General features: G+C 65.2%; 19 protein-coding genes and 1 tRNA gene. 12 read left to right on the forward strand and 8 right to left on the reverse strand.

Annotated features, from left to right (window positions below):
- Positions 1–42: 42 nt before the first annotated feature.
- A complete protein-coding gene (locus AC1DHL_RS05675; protein ID WP_478101736.1) occupies positions 43–549 on the forward strand; it encodes a DUF1993 domain-containing protein in 507 nt (168 codons plus the stop codon).
- Between the two features lie 100 nt (positions 550–649).
- A complete protein-coding gene (locus AC1DHL_RS05680) occupies positions 650–1,201 on the forward strand; it encodes a thioredoxin family protein (RefSeq protein ID WP_478161234.1) in 552 nt (183 codons plus the stop codon).
- A gap of 6 nt (positions 1,202–1,207) precedes the next feature.
- Here the strand turns inward: AC1DHL_RS05680 and hemH are convergent, their stop codons facing one another.
- Positions 1,208–2,245, reverse strand: a complete 1,038-nt coding sequence (hemH, locus tag AC1DHL_RS05685; RefSeq protein ID WP_478161236.1) for a ferrochelatase — start codon at positions 2,243–2,245, stop codon at positions 1,208–1,210.
- Between the two features lie 15 nt (positions 2,246–2,260).
- Between hemH and AC1DHL_RS05690 the strand changes: the two genes are divergently transcribed.
- Positions 2,261–2,992, forward strand: coding sequence for an HAD family hydrolase (locus AC1DHL_RS05690; protein ID WP_478101741.1), 732 nt, complete (start codon positions 2,261–2,263; stop codon positions 2,990–2,992).
- Between the two features lies 1 nt (position 2,993).
- Here AC1DHL_RS05690 and AC1DHL_RS05695 read toward each other — a convergent pair whose 3' ends face one another.
- From AC1DHL_RS05695 to AC1DHL_RS05710, 4 genes are all read right to left on the reverse strand, one after another.
- The gene (locus AC1DHL_RS05695; protein ID WP_478161238.1) at positions 2,994–3,530 is read right to left on the reverse strand and encodes a hypothetical protein; all 537 of its coding nucleotides are present in this window, start codon (positions 3,528–3,530) and stop codon (positions 2,994–2,996) included.
- Positions 3,530–4,210, reverse strand: coding sequence for a C39 family peptidase (locus tag AC1DHL_RS05700; RefSeq protein ID WP_478101744.1), 681 nt, complete (start codon positions 4,208–4,210; stop codon positions 3,530–3,532). Before AC1DHL_RS05700 ends, AC1DHL_RS05695 begins: the two co-directional genes overlap by 1 nt.
- 10 nt (positions 4,211–4,220) lie before the next feature.
- The gene (locus AC1DHL_RS05705; RefSeq protein WP_478161240.1) at positions 4,221–4,589 is read right to left on the reverse strand and encodes a hypothetical protein; all 369 of its coding nucleotides are present in this window, start codon (positions 4,587–4,589) and stop codon (positions 4,221–4,223) included.
- A gap of 98 nt (positions 4,590–4,687) precedes the next feature.
- Positions 4,688–6,091, reverse strand: a complete 1,404-nt coding sequence (locus AC1DHL_RS05710) for a hypothetical protein (RefSeq protein WP_478161242.1) — start codon at positions 6,089–6,091, stop codon at positions 4,688–4,690.
- Between the two features lie 566 nt (positions 6,092–6,657).
- Here AC1DHL_RS05710 and AC1DHL_RS05715 point away from each other — a divergent pair.
- Together AC1DHL_RS05715 and AC1DHL_RS05720 are read left to right on the forward strand one after the other, a co-directional pair.
- The gene (locus AC1DHL_RS05715) at positions 6,658–8,040 is read left to right on the forward strand and encodes a coiled-coil domain-containing protein (RefSeq protein WP_478161244.1); all 1,383 of its coding nucleotides are present in this window, start codon (positions 6,658–6,660) and stop codon (positions 8,038–8,040) included.
- Between the two features lie 22 nt (positions 8,041–8,062).
- Positions 8,063–9,562: a sigma-54 interaction domain-containing protein gene (locus AC1DHL_RS05720; RefSeq protein ID WP_478161246.1), complete on the forward strand. Its 1,500-nt coding sequence runs from the start codon at positions 8,063–8,065 to the stop codon at positions 9,560–9,562.
- 7 nt (positions 9,563–9,569) lie between these two features.
- Here the strand turns inward: AC1DHL_RS05720 and hpnE are convergent, their stop codons facing one another.
- The 3 genes from hpnE to hpnC are packed head-to-tail and all read right to left on the reverse strand — an operon-like array spanning position 9,570 to position 12,607.
- Complete coding sequence (gene hpnE, locus AC1DHL_RS05725) at positions 9,570–10,847, reverse strand: hydroxysqualene dehydroxylase HpnE (RefSeq protein WP_478161422.1); 1,278 nt, start codon at positions 10,845–10,847, stop codon at positions 9,570–9,572.
- Positions 10,848–10,857: 10 nt separating this feature from the next.
- A complete protein-coding gene (gene hpnD, locus AC1DHL_RS05730) occupies positions 10,858–11,697 on the reverse strand; it encodes a presqualene diphosphate synthase HpnD (protein WP_478101398.1) in 840 nt (279 codons plus the stop codon).
- 13 nt (positions 11,698–11,710) lie between these two features.
- Positions 11,711–12,607 (reverse strand): squalene synthase HpnC, encoded by an 897-nt coding sequence (gene hpnC, locus AC1DHL_RS05735; RefSeq protein WP_478101397.1) that lies wholly within the window; start codon positions 12,605–12,607, stop codon positions 11,711–11,713.
- A gap of 129 nt (positions 12,608–12,736) precedes the next feature.
- Between hpnC and AC1DHL_RS05740 the strand changes: the two genes are divergently transcribed.
- The 7 genes from AC1DHL_RS05740 to clpX all read left to right on the forward strand — a co-directional run bounded on the left by AC1DHL_RS05740 (position 12,737) and on the right by clpX (position 22,670).
- Positions 12,737–14,581: a potassium transporter Kup gene (locus AC1DHL_RS05740; protein WP_478161424.1), complete on the forward strand. Its 1,845-nt coding sequence runs from the start codon at positions 12,737–12,739 to the stop codon at positions 14,579–14,581.
- Positions 14,582–14,691: 110 nt separating this feature from the next.
- Positions 14,692–15,855 carry an efflux RND transporter periplasmic adaptor subunit gene (locus AC1DHL_RS05745; RefSeq protein WP_478161248.1) on the forward strand — a complete coding sequence of 388 codons (1,164 nt, stop codon included), beginning with the start codon at positions 14,692–14,694 and terminating at the stop codon, positions 15,853–15,855.
- Between the two features lie 10 nt (positions 15,856–15,865).
- Positions 15,866–19,048: an efflux RND transporter permease subunit gene (locus AC1DHL_RS05750; RefSeq protein ID WP_478101394.1), complete on the forward strand. Its 3,183-nt coding sequence runs from the start codon at positions 15,866–15,868 to the stop codon at positions 19,046–19,048.
- A 112-nt stretch (positions 19,049–19,160) separates the two neighbouring features.
- Positions 19,161–19,247, forward strand: a tRNA-Leu gene (locus tag AC1DHL_RS05755).
- A 33-nt stretch (positions 19,248–19,280) separates the two neighbouring features.
- Positions 19,281–20,594 (forward strand): trigger factor, encoded by a 1,314-nt coding sequence (gene tig / locus AC1DHL_RS05760; RefSeq protein WP_478101392.1) that lies wholly within the window; start codon positions 19,281–19,283, stop codon positions 20,592–20,594.
- A 97-nt stretch (positions 20,595–20,691) separates the two neighbouring features.
- On the forward strand, positions 20,692–21,300 hold the full coding sequence (gene clpP, locus AC1DHL_RS05765; RefSeq protein ID WP_478101390.1) for an ATP-dependent Clp endopeptidase proteolytic subunit ClpP: 609 nt from the start codon (positions 20,692–20,694) through the stop codon (positions 21,298–21,300).
- Positions 21,301–21,404: 104 nt separating this feature from the next.
- Positions 21,405–22,670 carry an ATP-dependent Clp protease ATP-binding subunit ClpX gene (clpX, locus tag AC1DHL_RS05770; protein WP_478101388.1) on the forward strand — a complete coding sequence of 422 codons (1,266 nt, stop codon included), beginning with the start codon at positions 21,405–21,407 and terminating at the stop codon, positions 22,668–22,670.
- Positions 22,671–22,737: the final 67 nt, after the last annotated feature.

Genomic DNA, 22,737 nt, shown 5'->3' on the forward strand with positions numbered 1-22,737 from the left:
GGTCGCACAATCGTGCCGCCCATCCCAACACGGAGTCATCTCATGGCGCTTTCGCTCTACGACATTTCGGTCCCGGTGTTCACCCGCGGACTCGGCCAGCTCTCGCACATCCTGGACAAAGGCCTCGCGCATGCGGAGGCGGCAGGCACTGATCCTTCGGAACTCGTGAATGCGCGCCTTGCGCCGGACATGTTCACCCTCGCTGGACAAATCCAAAGCGCGAGCGATGCCGCGAAATTCGGCACTGCGCGGATTGCGGGCGTCACGCCACCCAGCTTTCCAGACGACGAAACGACTTTCGCCGAACTGGTGGCGCGCATCACCAAGACCGTCGACTATCTGCAGACAGTGGATCGCGCATTGATCGACGGCGCCGAAGATCGCGAGGTCACGATGAAGGTGCGTGGCAATGAGTTGAAGTTCACCGCGCAGCGCTATCTGCTGCAGTTCTCGTTGCCCAACTTCTTTTTCCACGTCACGACGGCCTACGACGTGCTGCGTCACAGCGGAGTGCCTGTCGGCAAGCTCGACTACCTGGGACGCTTCTGACCAGGTGACGGCCTCAAGCTCAAACCAAGGGTAAACACCAAGACCGAGACTGCGCGCGAGAACGAATTCCAGTCGGACTGCTTTCACAAGGGCTCCGACCATGAACTCGATTTCCAGGCGCAGTTTCTTCGCGTCGCTCGGCGTTGCAATGGGTGCGGCCTGCGCGCCGTGGCCCGCGTCGGCCGCTTCGCCCTTGCTCGAAGACCAGGGGCCGGCCCCTGGCTTTGCCGGCATCGACAGGTGGCTCAACTCGACGCCGCTGAGCATGCAGGACCTCGCGGGCAAGGTCGTACTGGTCGACTTCTGGACCTACTCGTGCATCAACTGCATCAACACCTTGCCGCATGTCGTGCGCTGGTACGAGAAGTACAAGGACCAGGGCTTCGTCGTCGTCGGCGTGCACACGCCTGAATTCGCATTCGAGAAGTCCACCCCGAACGTGGAGGCCGCACTTCAACGATTCGGCATCCGATACCCGGTGGCGCAGGACAACCGCTTTGCGACCTGGAAAGCCTGGCACAACCAGTACTGGCCCGCGTTCTACCTCGTCGACAAGTCGGGACGCGTGGTGCGCCAGCACTTCGGCGAAGGCGAGTACGACCAGATGGAACAGGCGATCAAGGCGTTGCTCGCACAGCCCGTGAAGGGCTGAATTCGGCTACGCGGCCTCGGCCCGGGTGGGCCAACCGGCGAGATGACGGTCCGCGATGCCGGCGAGCGCCGTGATCCACGCGTTGGTGTCGTTGAGGCAGGGGATGTATTGGAAGGTCTCGCCGCCTGCGCCGAGAAACGCGTCGCGGCCCTCCATCGCGATTTCTTCCAGCGTCTCCAGGCAATCGGCTGGAAAGCCAGGGCACATCACGTCGACTCGCCGAACACCCGCGGCGGCGAGTTCGCGCAGCGTGGGTTCGGTGTAGGGCTGCAGCCATTTGGCGCGGCCGAAGCGCGATTGGAAGGTGACGCGGTACTGCGCCGGTGTGAGCTGCAAACGTTCCGCCAGCAGGCGTGCCGTTGCAACGCATTGCGCCTGATAGGGATCGCCGAGCTTGATGTTGCGTTCCGGAATGCCGTGAAAGCTCATCACCAATTGGTCGGGCCGGCCGTTCTGCCGCCAGTGGCGCGTGACGCTCTGGGCCAGCGCATCGATGTAGCCCGGGTCGTCGTGGTAGTCGTTGACGAAACGGAACTCCGGCACGCGGCGTACGCGGGCGCTCCATGCGTTGACGGCATCGATCACGCTGGCCGTGGTGGTGGCTGAATACTGGGGATAGGCCTGCAGCACAAGCACGCGGGTCGCGCCTTCGGCCTTGAGTTGGTCGAGGCGGGTGGCGATCGATGGCTGGCCGTAGCGCATGGCGTCTCGCACCGTGACGCGATGGCCGCGTTCGCCGAGCCAACCGTTCAACAGGGTCGCCTGCTTCTTCGTCCACACCTTGAGCGGAGAACCCTCGGACGTCCAGATGCTGGCGTACTTGGCGGCCGATTTCGCGGGCCGTGTGCGCAGGATGATGCCGTGCAGGATCAGCGCCCAGACGGCGCGCGGAATCTCGACAACGCGCGGGTCGCCGAGAAAGTCGGCGAGATAGGGGCGCACGGCCTTCGCCGTCGGCTCGTCGGGCGAGCCAAGGTTGCACCAGAGCACGGCAATGCGATCCTGGGCATTCTCTTCGGCAGGCGGTGGGTCTCGAAAAGGCATGCGGTATTCTCGACCATGGCCACCGCGACCCCTCATTCCCTGACACTTGACGTGAAACGCATCGCCGCGATTTCACTCGATCTCGACGACACGCTCTGGCCGATATGGCCCACCATCGAACGCGCCGAGCGCGTCCTGCACGAGTGGCTGCTGCGCGAGGCACCGAAGACCGCGAACCTGCTCGTCACGCCGGGCGTCTTGCGCCAACTGCGCGAGGCCACGGAGAAAGAGCGTTCCGATCTCGCACACGACCTGAGCGCCATGCGCCGCGAGTCGATTCGCACCGCATTGCGCCGCGCGGGCGAAGACCCGGCCCTCGCCGAGCCCGCCTTCGAAGTCTTCTTTGCCGAGCGCCAGCGCGTTCAGCTCTATGACGACGTCTTGCCCGCGCTCAAGTGGCTCAGCGAGCGCTATCCGCTGGTGGCGATTTCCAACGGCAATGCCGATGTGCATCGCACGGGCGTCGGGCGCTGGTTCCGCTCCGCGTTCAACGCACGCGAATTCGGCAGCGGGAAGCCGCATGCGCCGATCTTCAGGGCGGCGGCCGCTTCGGTCGGGCTGTTGCCCAAGGATGTGCTGCATGTCGGTGACGACGCGGCGCTGGACGTCGTCGGCGCGCTCGGCGCGGGCATGCAGGCAGCGTGGCTCGTGCGCGACGAGCGGCCCTGGGAACACGACGCGCGGCCGCAACTCATCGTGCCGAACCTGCACGCGCTCTGCGTGGCGTTGATGTCGGGCGACAACTGAATCAGCGCGTGCCGACGGAACTCAGCAGGCTGTCCTGCAATGTCGACAGGGTGTTCAGGCTCTTGATCATCCCGGCTGAATTGCTGCTCGCATTGATGATGGTCTGGTTCACGATGTGCTGGTTGTCCAGCGTGTTCTGAATGATGGTGCCGAAGTTCACGCCGCCCTGTTGCGCCTGAACGGTGTTACCCGGGCCGTTCTGCACCAGGTTCAGGCTCGCCATCTGCTTGTTGAGCTGCGCAGCCTGCACCGGCGTGAGGTCGTTGATATGGCTGAAGTCGAGCGTCGTCTGTGTCACGAGGCTGCCGTTGATGTAGGTCGCCCGCGTGATTCCGAAGCTCACCAGCAGGCCGTTGCCAGGGTCGAAGCCGCCGCGCATGTGGTCCAGCGTCTGGTCGCTCACGGTCATCCACACGCCAGCGCTTGGTTCTTCGGAATCGGGTCCGGCCGCCAGCGCTGGCGAAAGGACGCTGCCCACAAGCAGGCACAGGCAGACCCGCAATCCAGCGCGCACGAAAGGGAGGCGGGCGGCGTGCATCAGAATTCCCCGGGTCCCAGCTTCGGGACCGTGACCTGAAACAGGCTGTCGCGGCTGATGCCTTGTGTCCCGATGGGCGCGTGCGGTGCAACGCGCCAGTCGGCAGCCAGGTTGAACCGCGCCTGGTCCATGCGGTTGTGGATGACGAAGAGCAACCCGTTCTTCCAGCTCTCCTCGAAGGATTTGCGCGAAACCGCCCGCGTGCCCTGGGCTGGATCGCCAATCAGCACGCGATCGTCCTGCAGGCCCTTGACCACGACGAAGTGCTGGTAGCCGTTCGTGTTGATCAGGACGATCGCCGGAACGCGCGCCTGGTTGAGTCTGTCGAGCGGCTGTTCGAAGCCGTCGGCATCGAAGCCATGCGCATCCAGGTAGCGCTTCATGTCCAGCAGCGAGAAGCCCTCCTTGTGGATCTTGGCCTGGTCGCCGTTCTCGTACATCTCCTTGAACACGTCCTCTTCGGTGACCGGATAGTTGTAGTGGTGCGTGAGCAGGGTGGCGACGGCGGCCGACCCGCAACTGAAGTCGTACTTCTGGATGAGCGTGCGCCCCGTCTTCGCCTGCTTCAGGCTTGTGATGGGCATGTTCACGTCGCCCATCCCCAAGGACAAGTAGGCCCGCTGGGCGGGCGCTGCGGTGGCTGCAGCGAGCAGTGCGACGGAAAGCAGCATGCGGCGCATGGCGCTCTCCTCAGTTCATCTGCAAATGAAGGATCACCGCGTTCTGTATCAGTACATTCGCGCCACTGTTCTGGATCACGACCGGCAAGCCGCTCATGTTCGCGAACGAGCCCGAACTGATGGTGTTGTCGCCTGTATTGACATTCCGCGCCGAGTTGTCGGCCGTGGTGCCATTCAGCGTCATGTCGTTGCGGACCAGATCGGTGCCGCCCCGATAGCCTGCCAGTGTCGAAGAGTCGACCGGCGTCGCGACGAAGGCGACGCGATCGACCTTGGCCGAATCATCACCGATTGGCAACGCGCCTTGCGCCGCGGCCGCCATCGGCAGCAGGATCCCCAGGGCCGCGCAAACGGACCCGTAGAGGGTAAGGAATTTCATGGCGTCTCCCCTTGGCCAGCTTATAGGGCGAGAGCCGACTCGCGCCGTGCAGCCTGAACGGGTCAGGCTGCGCGGCGCTCATCGGACATCGCTATCGATCAGCGACCCACGCTCAGGTTCGCCTGGACGTTCACGCTTTGCTGGACCAGCGAGGACAGGCCACTGTTCTGGTTCGCGACCATGATGCCGGCTGCCGTTTGACCGACGCTCGTCATGGTGTTGGACATGTTGAACGTGCCTGCATCGACCGTCACCGTGCCACCTGCGCCGCCCGTGCCGCCGTTGCCGACGCCACCGGTTCCGCCGTTGCCCGTGTTGGTTCCGCCTGCGCCCGCGCCGCCCGCGCCGCCGGTGCCGCTACCGCCTGCGCCGCCGGCGCCTGCAGTGTTGCTGCCATTGCTGGCGCTGCCGTTGGTGGCGCTGCCGTTCGTGCTCGAGCCGCCTGCGCCGCCCGTGCCCGCGCCGCCGGTCTGGGTGCCGGTCGCCGTGCTGGTGGCCGCTCCGCCGCCGCCGCCCGAACCGCCCGCTCCACCGGCGCCCGTGGCGCCGCTCGCGCCGCCCGCGCCTGCCGTGCTGGTCGATGTGCCGGCTCCGCCTGCACCGCTCGCGCCGCCTGCGCCTGCCGTGCCGCTGGCACCGCCTGCGCCGCCTGCGCCGCCGGCTGCGCCGTTGCCGCCCGCGCCGCCTGCTGCGCCGGCCAAGCCGCCGTCACCGCCTCCGCCGCCTCGGCCGCCATTGCCGCCCGAGCCTGCCGAGGTGCTGCCGGAGCTTCCGCCACCGCCGCCACCGCCACTCCTGCCGCCGAGCGCAGCGGAGAGGCTGCCGCTGCTTCCGCCACGGCCGCTGTCGCCGCTCGAGCCGCCGCGTCCGCCGTCGCCGCCACTGGATGAGGCGCGTCCGCTGCCGGTCAGACCAACGGCGATGCCGCCGAGGCCGTTGCCGCCGTCACCCGCTTCGGAACCGCCATTGGTGGCGCTGCCATTGGTGACGTTGCCGTTGGAGGCCCGTCCGCCAGCCGCACCGACGGCACCATTGCCGACGGCACCGTTGCCGCCTTGGCCTGTGCCGGTGGCCGTGCCGCCCCTGCCCGTGCCGCCGGTTCCGCCGTAGCCCTTTCCGCCCGCTGCGGAACCCATGTTGTAGGCAACGTTTCCGATGTTGTTGATGCGGTTGTGCGACACAGTTCCGTCGAGATTGCTGGTCGCCGTTGCGGTGGTCCTGGTGAAGTTGAAAGCGTTGTCGAACGTGCCTGTCGACCCGTTGTTCAGCGCGGCGGAGCGCGCGTCAGCCGTAGCGTCACCCGTGTTGCTGCGCGTATGCGTGCTGCTGTCCGTACGCGAATGCGTGCTGCTGTCGGTGAACGAGAGTGAATGGGTGCTGCTGTCCGTATTGCTATTGGTGTCGTCTCCACGCCCCGACGGTCCTGCCGTTTGATCGGCGAACACTGCCCCGCTGAACCCGAAGGCAAGCGCAATGGCCGAAGCCACAAGTGTCTTTTTCATGAACCCTCCAAAAAAAGTTGAACAAGCTTGGTATTGACGTGCGTCGCCGCAAATCGAAGGCCGCGGTGCAACTTCGATGCCAGCAAATTACGGCTTGTTTCGTGAGAACGATTCCTCATTGGAGGAAGGCCTTGCGTGACGATTCGGTGACTTGCGCGCCGAGAATTTCAGCGGCCCGAAAGACCGCTTTTTGCGCTCCTTCTGTCACATCTGCTTGACGGTAAATCGATGGCAAACCGTTGCTTTTCGGGCGCAACGCCAGTGTATGCCTTGCATGCGCGACACGGCGCGATCCATCGTGTTGTGTCTCAACCGTGGGACACCACCACCCGGTTCGGCAGCGGTGTCTGCGGCGCGCCGCAAGAGGTGCGCGTGAGGGCGCCGTGTCGTGTTGTCGGCGGCTTGCGCCAGCGCATTCGTGCCCGAACTGCAACACCGCTGAGACACATCGCAGGTTGATCGCGACCGCTTACTTTTGTTTGCAACTTACGGCTTTGCACGACCTTAACAAAACGTATACGCTGCCCGCGGGAACCTCGCACGAAGAACACAACGAGGGGGCAACGATGGAGACAATTCGTCCGAACAGGGCGCTCGTGCTGATTGCCTGTTCATCGATGGCATGGTCAAGTGCGATCGCGCAAACGCAGGCGCAGGGCCAGGGGACACCGTCCACCCGCAACGCCAAGCAGGGCCAGGGGCCGTCGGCCGCGCGGCGCCTCGAAGCCCTTCAACGTCAGCTGGCGGAGCAAGGTCGCCAGATCGACGAGCTCCGGCAGCAGGCGGCCGAGCAGGAGACCCGCTACAAGGAACTCTCGGAACGCGTCACGGCCCAGGGGCAGGCGGTCAACCAGAACACCCAGGAGGCGCGTCGGCTGCCGGCCCCGGGCTCGAAGCCGGAGGTCGTGGGGAGCGCCATACCCAGCGAGACCACTGAGGACACCTCCACCAGACCCGTGCGCGTGGGCGTCGCGCCGAGCGAGGAAGCCCAGGCACCGCCGGTGGCGCAGATCTTCCCGGAGCCAAGCATCCTCACACCCAAGGGCACGTTCGTCTTCGAGCCCTCATTGCAATACGGCTATTCGTCGAGCAATCAGGTTGCGTTGGTGGGCTATACGGTGATCCCCGCGATCCTGATCGGCCTGGTCGATGTGCGCCAATACAAGAACAACACATTCATCGCCGCAGCCACGGGTCGCTTTGGCGTGACCAACCGCATGGAACTGGAACTGAAGATTCCGTACCTCGCCCGATCGAACAACACCATCAGCCGCGAGATCTTCACCGGCTCGGCCTTCGACAACGTCTTCGACACGCACGGCAACGGCATGGGCGACATCGAGGCCGCGGTCCGCTATCAGATCGCCGACGGCCGGGACAACAACAAGCCCTATGTCGTCGGCTCGCTGCGCTTCAAGGGTCGAAACGGCAAGGACCCCTTCGAGGTGCCGACCGACTGCGTGACGCGCTGCATCGGCAACACCACGGGCACCGGGCTGCCGCTCGAACTCCCGACAGGCTCCGGCTTCTATTCGTTGCAGCCGAGCATCAACTTCCTGCTGCCCTCCGATCCAGCGGTCTTCTTCGGTGGCCTCAGCTATACCTACAACTTCGCCCGTAACAACGTCAGCCGCACGGTGCTGAACGGCCAGACCGAGTTTCTCGGCGATGTGCAGGCAGGTGGCGTGTTCGGCATGAACTTCGGCATGGGCATGGCGCTCAACGAGCGCTCGTCCTTCAGTCTCGGCATGGAACTTTATTCCGTCGCCCCCACCAAGCAGAACGGCCAGACCGTCCTCGGTTCGGTACGCACACAGCTGGCATCGCTGCTGCTGGGCTATTCGTACCGCTACAACGACAAGACCGTTCTCAACGTGAGCGTGGGTGCCGGCCTGACGCGTGACACCCCCGACCTCCAGCTGACCGTCAGGCTGCCGATGTCGTTCTAGCAGGCCCTGGTGGTCCTTCGCCATGCAGCCCGGAAGCATCCTTTGCGTGACGCTGGGCGGCAGTGCGGCCGAAGTGTTGGACCCGCTGATCGCCCGAGGCTGGGACGTGACGCAGGTCGGCGATCTGGTGGCGGCGGGCCGCGTGCAGGCGCATCGGCATTTCAAGGTCGGCATGCTGATCGTCGGGCCGTCGCTGAACGTGCCCGAAGCGGCGGTGGAAGCCTGCGTCAATAGCTCGGCGGGCTCCGAATGGGTGAGCGTGTGCGATGCGCATGCGCTGGAGTCGACCGGTTTCCGCGAGCTGGTACTCGGCTGCTTCTTCGATCACCAGGTGACGCCGGTCGATCTTCAGGACCTGGAGCGAACGCTCGAACATGCCAGCCAGCGCGCGATGCTGCGACTTCGGCACAACGCGGCGCACAGCCACGCCATCGACGCCCTTGGCATGGTGGGGCAGGGCCCTGCGATCACGCGGCTGCGCCAGCAGATCCGCAAGGTCGCGGCGACCGATGCGCCGGTGCTGATCGGCGGCGAAAGCGGCAGCGGCAAGGAGCTGGCGGCGCGCGCGATTCACCAATGCTCGCAACGCTCGGCCGGCCCCTTCGTTGCCGTCAATTGCGGTGCGATCTCGCCGTCGCTGATCCAGTCCGAACTGTTCGGGCATGAGCGCGGCGCATTCACGGGCGCTTCGTCGGAGCGTCGAGGGCTGATCGAGGCGGCCAACGGCGGCACGATCTTCCTCGACGAGATCGGCGATCTTCCGCTCGAATTGCAGACGAACCTGCTGCGCTTCCTGCAGGAGAAGACCATCAGCCGCGTCGGTGCAGTGCGCAACCTGCATGTCGACGTGCGGGTGGTGGCGGCATCGCACGTGGACCTGGCCGAGGCGGTGGCCGTGGGGCAGTTTCGCGACGATTTGTTCTATCGGTTGAACGTGCTGTCGATCGAAGTCGCCCCGCTGCGGCGGCGCATGGAAGATGTGCCGATCCTCGCGGAGTATTTCTTCCAGCGCTGCGCCGCCAAGAGCCGGGCGCGCGTGAAGGGGTTCAGCCGGCAGGCGGTCGCCGCCATGCTGGCGCACGCCTGGCCGGGCAATGTGCGCGAGCTCTTCAATCGCGTGCAGCGCGCGGTGGTCATGACCGACCGGCGCCTGATCGGGCCGAACGATCTCGGCCTGATGCCGGCCGACAACCAGGTCGGCATGGGACTGGATGCCGCGCGCACGGCGGCTGAGCGCGACGTGATCGTGCTCACGCTGACGCGCGTCGGTCGCAACGTCACGCATGCGGCCCGCGAGCTCGGTGTCTCGCGCATGACCTTGTACCGTCTGATGGACAAACACAGCATTGCGCTCGACGCGGAACCCCGTCCGCACGTGACGCCGCCGTGGTCGACGACGCCGCCGTTGCGGCCGGCGCCGGCCGGAGCAGCACGACCGATCGACGCCATCCTGACCAACGCACCGGCCACCGGATTCCTCGCCGACTGGGACAGCGCCGGCAAGCCGGTCGGCCGGGCCTGAGTCCGCGTCAGAGCGTTGCAGCCGCGGCGATGGCGCTGCGCACCGCGCCTTCGAGCGTCCCGGGGTAGTCGCCCTCCACGTAGTCGCCGCAGGCAACAAGACCCGGCGCGACGTGCATCGGGGGGCGAACCAGCCCGGGCGTGCATGCGAAGGTCGCGCGCCGTTCGATCACGGTCAGGATCGGTTGCAGCCCGTCCTGACCCAATTGCTCGCGGGCCTGCGCTTGAACCAGGCGCTGGAGCGCCTCGCGATCGTCGGTGCTTGCGCTGATCACGAAGGCGAGCAGGCCGCGCGGACCACCGAGCCGGCCGCGGTCGAAGGCGAACTGCGCAGGCGCCTCGGGCGTGCTGCGCAACGTGACGAAGGGCGCGGGCAGCGCTGCCGTGTCGCCATGGAGATAGACCGTGGTGATGGCTTCGTGCGTCAGCGCGTCGGCCATGGCAGACCAAGCCGGTGCGAGGTCAGCGGCGAGGCGCGCGGCTTCCCACGGCGCGCAGGCCAGCACCACGCGGTCGAACGGTTCGTCGTCGACGCGCCAGCCCGCGCCGTCCGGTGTGATGGCGCGCACGCGGCGTCCGAGTTCGGTCCGCGCGCCTTGCTGCCGCAGCCAGCGGTCGGCTGCATCCGGAAAAAGTGCGCCGAGGTCGACACGCGGCAACAGAAACTGCGAGCCGCCAGGCGTCCGGAACAGCGCCTGCGCGAGCACATGCAGGAAGACCTTGCCGCTGGCTTGATCGGCAGGCGTGTTGAGCGCGGAGACGCACAGCGGCTCGGTGAGTTCGGCGCGCACGCGGGGCGTGAGCGTGGAACACAGGCCGGCCACCGTTTCCTCTTCCGGGCAGACGAATCCTTGCCGTTGCCAGCGCATGGCGGTCTTCAGCAGCGAAAGCTTGTCCTCCCACGACCAGCCGCGCGCACTGACAACGCCTGCCACCACATCCAGGGGCGCGATGCGCCGCGTTGCCCGGTCGAGCCACGCGGGCAGTTGCGGCAGCGAGAGACCGGTGCCGTCGGGAAAGCGCAGATTCAGCGGCAAGCGCTGGAAGGCGACATCGGCATCGACACCGACGCGCGCCATCAGGGCCAGCGAATCAGTGTAGGCGGCGATCAGGATGTGCTGGCCGTTGTCGAGCGTCACGCGCTCGCCGTTCGGGAGTGTCGCCGGCAGCGCGCGCGCTCGGCCGCCCCAGTTTCTCGCGGCTTCGAAGACGCTGACCGAATGTCCCCCGCGCACTGCCTTGACCGCGCAGGCCAATCCGGCCCAGCCGCCCCCGATGATCGCCACACGGCTCAAGTCAGAGCTTCCCGAGTGCCTGCACGCGCCATGCGAGCCAGAGCTTGCGTACCGGCGTCAGGCTCACACGCTGATTCAGCACCTGGAAGTTGTCGCGCTCGATCTCCGAAAGCAGCGTGCGGTAGATGCTGGCCATCATCAGCCCCGGCTTCTGCATGCGCCGATCCGCCGACGGGAGGAGGGCCAGCGCTTCATCGTAGGCCGCCTGCGCGCGATCGGCCTGGAACTTCATCAGTGCGATGAAGCGATCGGAATGGACGCGGTTGAGGATTTCGTGCGCCTTCACGTCGAACTGCTGCAGTTCATTGACCGGCAGGTAGATGCGCCCCCGCAGCGCGTCCTCGCCGACGTCGCGGATGATGTTCGTCAACTGAAGCGCGAGGCCGAGCTTGTGGGCGTAGGCCGTGGTCTGCGGATCGGTCTGGCCGAAGATGCGCGCTGCGCCTTCGCCCACCACGCCGGCCACCAGGTGGCAATAGCGCCGCAGCGCCGCGAAGTCGAGATAGCGCGTCTGGTCGAGGTCCATCTGGCAGCCCTCGATCACTTCATGCAACTGGCGTTCCTCGATGCCGTATTCGGCCGCGTGCGGCATCAGGGCCTGCATCACCGGATGGTGCGGCTGGCCTGCGTAGGACTGGGCGACCTCGGTGCGCCACCAGGCGAGCTTGGTGGCGGCAACGCCGGGGTCGCTGACTTCGTCGACCACGTCGTCGACTTCCCTGCAAAACGCATAGAACGCGGTGATCGCGGCGCGGCGCGGTTTCGGGAGGAACAGGAAGGCGTAATAAAAACTGCTGCCCGAGGCAGCGGCCTTGTCCTGGACGTACTGCTCGGGGGTCATCGTGCGGGCCTCTTCATGCGGGCGATTGTCTCCGCATCCGCAGGGCCCGCCACGCGAGCAGCGGCGCATCGGCCTTGCCGAGGGTGGGCCGGCGCGAAAAAGTGTCGCAGCCCAGCGCCTCGATCTTGTCGAGGATGCGGCTGCCGCCTTGCACCACGAAGCGCAACTCCCACCCGGCACGACCCGGCAGGCGATGGACCAGCGGCGCACCTTCGCGCATGAGTTCGCGCGCCCATGCGACCTGGTCCGCGACGAGCGCGATCGCCTTCGACGGAGGGGAGGCGGGTGCCAGCGGTCGGAACGTGTTGAAGGCCTGCGGATCCAGGCCGTGCGCGGCGATGGCGTCTCGCGGCAGGTAGTAGCGGGAGCGCGGCAGGTCGACGCTCAGGTCCTGCCAGAAATTGATCAGTTGCAGCGCACTGCAGATCGCGTCGCTTTGCGCGAGCGCAGGCGGGTCGTCGACGCCATACAAATGAAGCAGCAGCCGACCGACAGGATCGGCCGAGCGGCGGCAGTAGTCCAGCAACTCGGCGCGGTCGGCGTAACCCGCGCCGTCCCGGGTCTTCTCGATGTCCTGCATGAAGGCGGAGAGAAGGTCGGCGAGCAGACTCTCGGGCAGCGAAAACTCGCGCATGGCATCCGCGAGCGGAACGAAGACTTCAGGCCAACGGCCTGACGGGGCCGCGGCTCGCGCCACGGCGGCCAGGTCGGCGCGAAAGGCGCGGAGATCGTCGAGGCGCTGCGCGGAGCCGGCGTCGCCTTCGTCGGCAATGTCGTCGGCTGTGCGCGCGAATGCGTAGATGGCCGCAATCGGCGGCCGCAGTCGCGGCGGGCACAGCCAGGAGGCGACCGGGAAGTTCTCGTAGTGCGTCGGCGAGGCTGCGAGAGGGGGAGGGGGGATGGATGACACGCCGCGGATTGTGCGTCACGGCGAGGGTACGATCCGCGCAGTGGAGGCCTTTCAGACATCATGAATACAACGTCGCAGAACCTCGGTCTCACGGACCCTGGATCCCATCCCAAAGCCGGACCGGTCCTGATGATTGCGGCGCTGGGCGTGGTTTTCGGCGACATCGGCACGTCGCCGCTCTACGCCTTCAAGGAGACGCTGAATCCCGAACACGGCATTCCCTTCACGCCCGAATCGGTGCTGGGACTGTTGTCGCTGATTTTCTGGGGGCTGATGTTCGTGGTGACGCTGAAGTACGTCGTGTTCGTGCTGCGCGCCGACCACGACGGTGAGGGCGGCATCCTGGCGTTGCAGGCGCTGGCGCGCAACGCGGTGACCGGCACGCCCACGCGCGCCTGGGTTTCCTCCCTGATTGCTGTGCTGGGGCTCGTCGGGGCGGCGATGTTCTACGGCGACAGTCTCATCACGCCGGCGATTTCGGTTCTTTCCGCGGTCGAGGGCCTGGAGGTGGAGGCGCCGAAGCTCCAACCGTTCGTGATCCCGATTACCGTTGCGATCCTGATCGGCCTCTTCGCGGTGCAGCGCCACGGTACCGGGGTCGTGGGCCGCGTGTTCGGGCCGATCATGCTGTTGTGGTTTCTCGTGATCGCCGTGGGAGGTCTGCTGCAGGTGCTCAAGCAGCCGCAGGTGCTGGCGGCGCTGGACCCTCGCCACGCGGTCGGCTTCCTGATCACGCATCGCGCGCAGTCGCTCGCCGTGCTGGGCGCCGTGTTCCTTGCCTTCACGGGCGGCGAGGCACTCTACGCTGACATGGGTCATTTCGGCGCGAAGCCGATTCGCCTCGCATGGATCTTCATTGCCTTGCCGGGGCTGGTGCTGAATTATTTCGGCCAGGGCGCATTGGTGCTCTCGAATCCGGCCGCGATCGACAACCCCTTCTTCAGGCTCTTTCCGTCCTGGGCGGTGCTGCCGATGGTCATCCTCGCCGCGATGGCCACGGTGATCGCATCGCAGGCCGTCATCTCGGGCGCGTTCTCGCTCACTGCGCAGGCCATCCGCATGGCCTACCTGCCGCGCATGCGGGTCGTGCAGACATCCGGCGAAGCCATCGGGCAGATCTATCTGCCGACCGTCAATTGGTTACTGATGGTCGGCGTGCTGCTGCTGGTGCTGGGTTTCCGGAGTTCGAGCGCGCTGTCGGCGGCCTATGGCATTGCCGTGTCGATCACGATGGTCACCACCACGCTGCTGGCCGGCATCGTTGCATTCAAGCTCTGGCGGTGGAATCGCGCGGCGGTCGTGATCGGCGTATTGATCTTCGCCTCGGTCGACGTGATGTTCGTCGTCGCCAACAGCCTGAAGATCCTCGAAGGCGGTTGGCTCACGCTCGCGGTGGCGGTTCTTGTGATGATCGTCTTCACGACTTGGGCCAAGGGCCGCCGCCTCGGCTTGCAAGCCGCGGAAGCAGAGCGTCTGCCGCTGGTGCCTTTCGTGGATTCGCTCGCGGCCGGCATGCCTTACAGGGTGAGGGGGACGGCGGTGTTCCTCAACCCCGACGCCGAATCCGTGCCGCATGCGCTGCTCCTCAACCTCAAGCACAACCAGGTCCTTCACACGAAGGTCATCGTGCTCAGGGTGATCTCGTGCGACACGCCGCGCGTCGATGCGCGAATTCGGATCGAAGCCGAAACCCTCGGCGAAGGCTTCTGGGTCGCCACCGCGCGGCACGGCTTCATGGAGCGCCCCGACGTGCCTGAATTCATCCGCATCCTGGCCTACCAGAAGGGCCTGGCTTGCGACTCGATGACCACGTCGTATTTCGTTTCGCGCGCCTCTGTCGGCGACGAGCATCTTCCGAACATGAACCCGTTGCGCAGGGCACTGTTCGGCTGGTTGCAGCGCAATGCGGGGCGAGCCTCCGACTACTTCGTGCTGCCCGAGAACCGGCTTGTGGAAATGGGACAGCGCACCTAGGTCTCGTGCCCCCGATGCGCCGGTGTTTCCGTTGACAGCGATTGGCGTTTACCCTAGATTACTAACCGGCTGGTCATTAATGACCCCGCTGGTTTTTTCAAGGGTGCTTCATGACCGCCTCGTCCGTATTCCTTTCTCGTCCATGCGCCGGGGTCCTCCTTGCCGTTTTCGTTCTCGCAGGATGTTCCCGTCCGCCGGCGGCTGAAGAGCCCGTTCGTTCGGTCAAGGTCATCGCCGTCGGCGTCAGCCCCTATGACACCGAGCCCGAGTTCTCGGGCGAGGTGCGGGCGAGGGTCGAATCGCGGCTCGGCTTCCGGGTGGCCGGCAAGATCACGCGCCGCCAAGCTGAACTCGGCCAGCATATTCAGGCGGGACAGGTGCTCGCCCAACTCGACCCGCAAGACTTCCGGCTGGCAGCCGAAGGTGCACGCGCGCAGCATGCCGCGGCGCTGACCAATCGCGATCTGGCTGCGGCGGACCTCAAGCGCTATCGCTCGCTGCGCGACCAGAACTTCATCAGCGGCGCAGATCTGGAGCGCCGCGAAACCACATTCAAGGCTGCGCAAGCCCAACTCGAACAGGCGCAGGCGCAGCTCACCGCACAGGGCAACCAGGCCAACTACACGACGCTGGTGGCCGACGTGCCGGGCATCATCACCGCCATCGAAGCCGAACCGGGGCAGGTGGTTGCCGCCGGTACGCCGGTCGTCCGCATCGCGCAGGACGGCGCGCGCGACGTGGTGTTCGCGGTGCCCGAGGATCGCGCGGGGCAGGTCAAGCCCGACTCACCGGTCGCGATCCGCGGATGGGCCAACGGAAGCGAATTCGAAGGCAAGGTGCGCGAAGTCGCGGCCAGTGCCGACGCAGTCACGCGCACCTATACCGTCAAGGCGACGATCGATCCGTTGACGGCACCCGCGCTGGGCGCCACGGTCTATGCACGGCCGAAGGCGCTGTCGCACAGTGGCACGCCGGTGTTGAAGGTGCCGACCAGCGCCTTGCGCCAGGAGGGCAAGGGCACGGCCGTCTGGGTGCTCGACAAGTCCAGCATGACGGTGCGCTCACAGCCCGTCGAGGTCATGACGGCTGACGGCAACGACGCCGTGATCGGCAAGGGTCTCTCGCCCGGCGAATTGGTCGTGGCCGCGGGCGTGCACGTGTTGTCGCCGGGACAGAAGGTCACCATCTACCGCGACCGGGCGGCTGCGCCCGCCGGCCCGATTCATGAGGCCGCCGCGATGCCCACGCCCGTAGCTCCCGTGGCCACGCGCTGAGGACGCCTGCATGACGTCACAGACCGCCGACACCGGCAAGGCCGGCTTCAACCTCTCGAAATGGGCGCTCGACCATGCGGCACTCACGCGCTACCTGATGTTCGTGCTGATGCTGCTGGGCTTCGCGTCGTACTTCCAACTCGGCCAGGACGAGGACCCGCCGTTCACTTTCCGCGCGATGGTGGTCCGCACCTACTGGCCCGGTGCCACGGCGCAGCAAGTCGCGGAGCAGGTGACCGACAAGCTCGAGCGAACGCTGCAAGAGGCACCCTACGCCGACAAGATCCGCAGCTACTCGAAGCCCGGCGAGTCGCAGATCATTTTTCAGATCAAGGACTCGTCCAAGCCCGGCGAGGTGGCCAACGTCTGGTACACGGTGCGCAAGAAGATCAGCGATATGCGCGCCACCTTGCCTGCAGGCGTGCAGGGCCCCTTTTTCAACGATGACTTCGGCGATGTGTATGGCGTGATCTACGCGCTGGAGAGCGACGGCTTCAACTATGCCGAGCTCAAGACCTTCGCCGACGACGTGCGCCAGCGTCTGCTGCGCGTGAAGGACGTGGCCAAGGTCGACCAGTTCGGCATCCAGGACGAAAAGGTTTACATCGAGGTCTCGCAGAAGCGCTTGGCACAGCTTGGTCTCGATTTCAGCACGGTGCTGGGGCAGCTCGGATCACAGAACGTGATCGAGAGCGCAGGAACCATCCAGGCACCGCAGGATGTGGTGCAGGTCCGCGTGGGAGGCCAGTTCACGAGCGTGGACCAATTGCGCGCGATGCCGATACGCGGAAGCTCCGGCAACCAGATGCGCCTGGGCGACATCGCCGAGATTCATCGCGGCTACGTCGATCCGCCGGCCGTCAAGGTGCGCCACCAGGGCAAGGAAGTGATCGCGCTGGGCGTTTCGATGGCCAAGGGCGGCGACATCATCGCGCTCGGCAAGGCGCTGCATGCCGCCACGGCGGAAATCGACAAGCAACTGCCGCTCGGCGTCCAGCTCGTGCAGGTGCAGGACCAGCCGGTCGCGGTTGCCAAATCGGTCAACGAATTCGTGAGCGTGCTGATCGAGGCGGTGGCGATCGTGCTGGCGGTGAGCTTCGTGTCGCTCGGGCTGCACAAGGGTGGGCGCTTCGGCTGGTACGTCGACATCCGCCCGGGCCTTGTCGTGGCGATCACCATTCCGCTCGTGCTGGCGGTGACCTTCCTTGCGATGAACTACTTCGGCATCGGGCTGCACAAGATATCGCTGGGCTCGCTGATCATCGCGCTGGGCCTGCTGGTCGACGACGCGATCATCGCGGTCGAGATGATGGTGCGGAAGATGGAAGAGGGCTACGACAAGGTCCGCGCCGCGACTTTCGCCTACGACGTCACGGCCAAGCCGATGCTCACCGGTACGCTGATCACGGCCGCCGGCTTCCTGCCTATCGGCATCGCGAAGTCTGTCACGGGCGAATACACCTTCGCGATCTTCGCGGTCACGGTGATCGCGCTGGTGCTGAGCTGGTTCGTGTCGGTGTATTTCGTGCCTTACCTCGGCACGCTGCTGCTCAAGGTCAAGCCGCACGACCCGGACGCGCCGCCGCACGAATTGTTCGACACGCCGTTCTACAACACCTTCCGCCGCACGGTGGACTGGTGCGTGGCGCATCGCTGGATCACCATCGGCGCCACCTTGCTGATGTTCGCTCTCGGCATCGTCGGCATGGGCAAGGTGCAACAGCAGTTCTTCCCCGATTCGAGCCGCCCGGAGATCCTGGTCGAGCTGTGGTTTCCGGAAGGCACGTCTTTCGCTGCCAACGAAGAGGTCGCCAAGCGCGTCGAGGAACGGCTGCGCCAGGAAGAGGGCGTCACGACGGTCACGAGTTGGATCGGATCCGGCGTGCCGCGTTTCTATCTGCCGCTCGACCAGGTGTTTCCGCAGACCAACGTGTCGCAGATGATTCTTCTGGCGAAGGATCTTCACTATCGCGAGAGCCTGCGGCTGAAGTTGCCCGCGCTCCTGGCGCAGGAGTTTCCCGAGGCGCGCGGCCGCGTCAAGCTGCTGCCCAATGGGCCGCCGGTGCCGTATCCCGTGCAGTTTCGCGTGATCGGCACCGACCCGGCGGAATTGCGCGCGCGCGCCGACGAGGTCAAGGCCGTGATGCGCGAGAACCCCAACATGCGCGGCGTCAACGACAACTGGAATGAATCGGTCAAGGTGATCCGCCTTGAAGTCGACCAGGACAAGGCGCGTGCGCTCGGCGTGACCAGCCAGGCGATCGCGCAAGCTTCGCGGACCATGTTCAGCGGCACCACCGTTGGTCAATACCGCGAAAACGACCTGCTGATCGATATCGTGCTGCGCCAGTCGCCGGACGAGCGCGAGGCCATTTCGGACCTCGGAAATGCCTATCTGCCCACGAGTTCGGGCCGTTCGATTCCGCTGATGCAGATCGCCAAGCCGGTCTTTACCTGGGAGCCGGGCGTGATGTGGCGCGAGAACCGCGACTACGCGATCACCGTCCAGGGCGATATCGTCGAAGGGCTTCAGGGCGCGACCGTCACCGACCAGCTTCTTCCCAAGCTGCGCGAACTCGAAGCCAGGTGGCACGCGGCCGGGCGGGGTGCCTATCGCATTGAAGTGGCTGGCGCAGTGGAAGAAAGCAGCAAGGGTTCGGCATCCATCGTCACCGGCGTGCCGATCATGCTGTTCCTGGTGTTTACCTTGCTGATGCTGCAACTGCACAGTTTCAGCCGGTCGGTGCTCGTCTTCATCACCGGCCCGCTCGGTATCGTCGGGGTGGCGGGCGCGCTGCTGGCGCTGAACCGGCCCTTCGGCTTCGTGGCGCTCCTGGGCGTGATTGCACTCATGGGCATGATCCAGCGCAATGCGGTGATCCTGGTCGACCAGATCGAGCATGACCGAGCGGCCGGGGTGCCGGCTTGGGATGCCATTGTCGAGTCGGCGGTGCGCCGGCTGCGGCCGATCGTGCTGACCGCGGCGGCGGCCGTGCTGGCGATGATCCCGTTGTCGCGCAGCGTTTTCTGGGGGCCGATGGCCGTGGCGATCATGGGTGGGCTGATCGTGGCCACGGTCCTGACGCTGCTGGCGCTGCCGGCCATGTACGCGGCCTGGTTCCGGGTCAAACGCGAGCCGGCGGAGAGCAAGACCACGCCAGCGACGACGGGGATCGAAATGCGTTCCGCGTGATGGAGGGCAACTCGCTGGAGAGGCTTTCGTTCCAGCATAAAATACGTGGTTGACCGATTTCGAGCGGGTGGTCTGCATGGAGGACCGCCCGTTTTTCGTTGAACTTCGGACCGCGCGGGTGGCGAAATTGGTAGACGCACCAGGTTTAGGTCCTGACGCCAGCAATGGCGTGCCGGTTCGAGTCCGGCCCCGCGCACCAGCCCAAGGCGACCCCTCACCAGGAAGACAGAAAATGACCGTGAATGTTGAAACCCTCGACAAGCTCGAACGCAAGATCACGCTGACCTTGCCCGTCGGCACCATCCAGTCCGAGGTCGATTCGCGCCTCAAGAAGCTGGCCCGCACCGTCAAGATGGACGGCTTCCGGCCCGGCAAGGTGCCGATGAACGTCGTGGCCCAGCGCTACGGCTACTCGGTTCACTATGAGGTCATGAACGACAAGGTCGGCGAGGCCTTCTCGCAGGCCGCGAACGAGGCCAAGCTGCGTGTGGCCGGCCAGCCCCGCATCACCGAAAAAGAAGGTTCGCCCGAAGGCCAGCTCGCCTTCGACGCGATCTTCGAAGTCTTTCCGGACGTCAAGATCAACGACCTGTCCGCCGCCGAAGTCGAAAAGCTCAGCGCCGAAGTCGGCGACGACGCCATCGACAAGACGCTCGACATCCTGCGCAAGCAGCGTCGTACCTTCGCCCAGCGTGCCCAGGACGCAGCCGTGCAGGACAACGACCGCGTCACCGTCGACTTCGAAGGCAAGATCGACGGCGAGCCCTTCCAGGGCGGCAAGGCCGACGACTTCCAGTTCATCGTCGGCGAAGGCCAGATGCTGAAGGAATTCGAAGACGCCGTCCGCGGCCTGAAGGCAGGCGACAGCCGCACCTTCCCGCTCTCGTTCCCCGCCGACTATCACGGCAAGGACGTGGCCGGCAAGCAAGCCGACTTCATGGTCACCGTGAAGAAGATCGAGGCTTCGAACCTCCCTGAAGTCAACGAGCAACTTGCCAAGTCGCTCGGCATCGCCGACGCCACGGTCGAAGGCCTGCGCGCCGACATCAAGAAAAACCTGGAGCGTGAAGTCAAGTTCCGCCTCCTGGCGCGCAACAAGACCGCTGTCATGGACGCGCTCGTCGCCAATGCCGAACTCGACCTGCCCAAGTCGAGCGTCCAGGCCGAAGTCGACCGCATGATCGAAGGCGCCCGCGCCGAACTCAAGCAGCGCGGCATCAAGGATGCCGACAAGGCGCCGATCCCCGACGACGTGTTCCGCCCGCAAGCCGAGCGCCGCGTGCGCCTGGGCCTCGTCGTGGCCGAACTGGTGCGCGCCAACAATCTGCAAGCCAAGCCCGAGCAGATCAAGGCCCACATCGACGAACTGGCGGCCAGCTACGAGAAGCCGGCCGACGTGGTGCGTTGGTATTTCAGCGACAACCGCCGTCTGGCCGAGGTCGAAGCCGTCGTGATCGAGAACAATGTGACGGATTTCGTGCTCGGCAAGGTCAAGGTCAACGACAAGTCCGTGTCCTTCGACGAACTGATGGCCCAACAGGGCTGATCACGGCCGGCACAGGCTGCAATCCATGGGGCTTGTGCTTTGTGGCACGAGCCCCATTTCGTTTGGGTACAGTACAACCCCCTCTGGAGAGCAAAACATGAGCGCACAAGATATTCAAGGCCTCGGCTTGGTTCCGATGGTCATCGAGCAGTCAGGCCGTGGCGAGCGTTCGTACGACATCTATTCGCGCCTGCTCAAGGAGCGCGTGATCTTCCTGGTCGGCGAAGTCAACGACCAGACCGCCAATCTCGTGGTGGCGCAGTTGCTGTTCCTCGAGAGCGAAAACCCGGACAAGGACATCTCGTTCTACATCAACTCCCCCGGCGGTAGCGTGAGCGCGGGCATGGCGATCTACGACACCATGCAGTTCATCAAGCCTGATGTGTCCACGCTGTGCATCGGCTTCGCAGCCAGCATGGGCGCCTTCCTGCTGGCGGCAGGGGAAAAGGGCAAGCGGTTCTCGCTGCCGAACTCGAAGATCATGATCCACCAGGTGCTGGGCGGCGCCCGCGGCCAGGCCACGGACATCGAGATCCACGCACGCGACATCCTGAAGACCCGCGAGCAGATGAACCGCATCCTGGCGGACAGGACCGGCCAGTCGTTCGAGAAAATCGCCCGCGATACCGAGCGCGACTACTTCCTGACCGCCGACGAATCCAAGGAATACGGCCTGATCGACCAAGTGATCGCCAAGCGCAGCTGATCGCCGCCGCTGAGGCGCCCGAGCAACAACGGCGTTTTCCCACACGGGGAACGCCGTTTTTGTTTCGCTATCATTGTTAAACCCCAGTTACGAGGCATTTGTCCATGGCCGAAAAAAAAGGCTCCTCCAGCGAAAAAACGCTTTACTGCTCGTTCTGCGGGAAGAGTCAGCACGAGGTCAAAAAGCTGATCGCGGGGCCTTCGGTCTTTATTTGCGACGAATGCATCGATCTTTGCAACGAGATCATTCGTGACGAGCTCCCGGCCGGCGAGGAATCGCGCGAAGCGCGCAACGACCTGCCCACGCCGCTCGAGATCAAGGCCAACCTCGACAACTACGTGATCGGCCAGGAACCGGCCAAGCGGATGCTGTCGGTCGCCGTCTACAACCACTACAAGCGTCTGCGGCACAAGGAAAAGTCCAAGGGCGATGACGTCGAACTCAGCAAGAGCAACATCCTGCTGATCGGCCCGACCGGATCGGGCAAGACGCTGCTGGCGCAAACGCTCGCCCGCATGCTCGATGTCCCCTTCGTCATGGCGGATGCGACGACCCTGACCGAAGCCGGCTACGTCGGCGAGGACGTCGAGAACATCATCCAGAAGCTGCTGCAAAGCTGCAACTACGAGGTCGAGCGCGCGCAGCGCGGCATCGTCTACATCGACGAAATCGACAAGATCTCGCGCAAGTCGGACAACCCCTCGATCACACGCGATGTCTCGGGCGAGGGCGTGCAGCAAGCCCTGCTGAAGCTGATCGAAGGCACGATGGCCAGCGTGCCGCCTCAGGGCGGCCGGAAGCATCCCAACCAGGACTTCCTGCAGATCGATACGACCAACATCCTGTTCATCTGCGGCGGCGCGTTCGCGGGGCTCGAAAAGGTGATCGAAAACCGCACGGAAGCCTCAGGCATCGGCTTCGGCGCGTCGGTCAAGAGCAAGAAGCAGCGCAGTCTGACCGAGGTGTTCCGCGAAGTCGAACCCGAAGACCTGATCAAGTTCGGCCTCATCCCCGAACTCGTGGGGCGCATGCCCGTCGTGGCATCGCTGGCCGAGCTTAGCGAGGACGCGCTGGTCCAGATCCTCACCGAGCCCAAGAACGCCGTCGTCAAGCAGTTCACCAAGCTGCTGCAAATGGAAGGCGTAGACCTCGAAATCCGTCCTGCGGCGCTCAAGGCGATTGCGCGCAAGGCGCTCGCACGCAAGACAGGCGCGCGGGGGCTGCGTTCGATCCTGGAACAGTCCCTGATCGACACCATGTTCGAACTGCCGAATGCGACCAACGTCGACAAGGTGGTGGTCGAAGAATCCACGATCGACGAGAACAAGCCGCCGCTGCTCGTCTATCGCGAAGCCGCGAAGAAGGCTTGATGACCGCCCGGCCGGCCGCTGCGAGACAGGCGTCCGGCGTCTTCGACGAATACTGCGCCCGCGGGCT

It is taken from the genome of Variovorax sp. 10L426, from assembly GCF_056395305.1.